A 1,421-nucleotide genomic window follows, 5' to 3' on the forward strand; every position below is an offset into this window, starting at 1 on the left:
GACACAGAAGCCTTGCGTGAAATCACCAAGCGCACCCGCGATCCCAAGCTCAATCCGGATGATAAGCAGGCGCTTCGGCAGGAATGGGCGAGGCGCGCTGCCGGGCTGGGGTTCGATGCCAAGGCGCTGGTCGAACAGGCGCGGGAACGCGGCTCCGAGGGGCGTGAAAGCCCTTTGGGGTCGCCGCAGCGTGTCCAGGAGACTCTTAGTGCGCTCCGCGACAGCGCCAAGCTCTACACTCGGCCAGCAGACACACTGACAACCAATGGCCTGCAACGGATCACTCTGACGCCCACGCAGCTGCGCACTGAGATGGCAACCGCTTCTGCGATCAGGATCATCGGCGAACGTGAAACCTCCTGGACCCGGGGCGAGCTGGTCAAGACCGCGCTCGACCTTGGGGTGAAGGGTGTGACCGCTGATGGGGTTGAAGCGAGGATTGGCGTGTTGGTGGCCGACGGGAGGGTGCTCGAGGGCAAGAGCGACAGGCTCGATGGCAGGCCTGAGAGATTCACCACGCCCGAGCATGTCGCAATCGAGCGGGCAACCCTTGCCAATGTCGCCGCCGGAAAGGGCGCAGGCCAGGCCATCATTGAAGCTGCCGAGGCACCCGGGCGCTTGCGGCAAGTAGCGGGCACCCACGAGCTCAATGCCGAGCAGATTGCCGCGGGAACTCTGGCGCTGGCCAGCAAGGACCGCACGATCGTGATCCAGGGTGTCGCGGTGCCAGGAAGACGACAATCATTTCGGCCATCGCAAGCGTAGCTCATCAGGAGGGAAGGGAGGTGATCGGGCTCGCCTTTGCCAACAAGATGGTGAGCGATCTTCGCAGCGATACAGCGATCCGGGGGCCGGACGGTGAGGTTGTCAGGCAGGGTATCACAGCAAGAACCGTCTCATCCTTCGTGAATGAGCATCTGCGGCCCACGCTTGAGGGCTCAGGTCCGAAGTTCGAGGCATCACGAGAGACCTTGCGCGGCAAAGTGCTGGTCTTGGACGAGGCTTCGCTCGTTGCGAACAAGCCGATGAATGACCTGCTCACGATCGCCAACCGGCTTGGGGTTGAAAAGCTGGTCATGATCGGAGACCGGGCCCAGCTGCAGCCGATCGAGGCGGGCAAAAGCTTTTCGCTGATCCAGTCCGATAACCCCGCCATAGCCCGCATCGATACCAGCCTTCGGCAGCGCACCGAACATATGAAGGAAGCCGCTGGCCTCGCGCGCGCCGGAATGTTCAAGGAAAGCTTTGCCTCGCTTGGCGAGCGTGTGGTCGAAGCTGGCGCAGACCACCTCAAGGTCACCGCGCAGAAATGGCTGGAGCTATCGCCAGAAGACCGCGAGCGTACCGCGATCTACTCATCGGGTCGTGCAGCGCGCGGCGAACTCAACCGGATGGTCCAGCAGGGAGATCGGAAGAGCACA

1 protein-coding gene and 1 pseudogene are annotated in these 1,421 nt (G+C 62.7%); both read left to right on the forward strand.

Annotated features, from left to right (window positions below):
• Window positions 1-765: pseudogene (locus tag C0456_RS20515) on the forward strand (AAA family ATPase); the annotation flags it as partial.
• Window positions 753-1,421, forward strand: a 669-nt coding sequence (locus C0456_RS20520; protein ID WP_291056559.1) for an AAA family ATPase, incomplete at its 3' end; no start/stop codon positions are given. The pseudogene C0456_RS20515 and the gene C0456_RS20520, both read left to right, overlap by 13 nt.

It is taken from the genome of Hyphomonas sp., from assembly GCF_013823385.1.
Classification (GTDB): Bacteria; Pseudomonadota; Alphaproteobacteria; order Caulobacterales; family Hyphomonadaceae; genus Hyphomonas.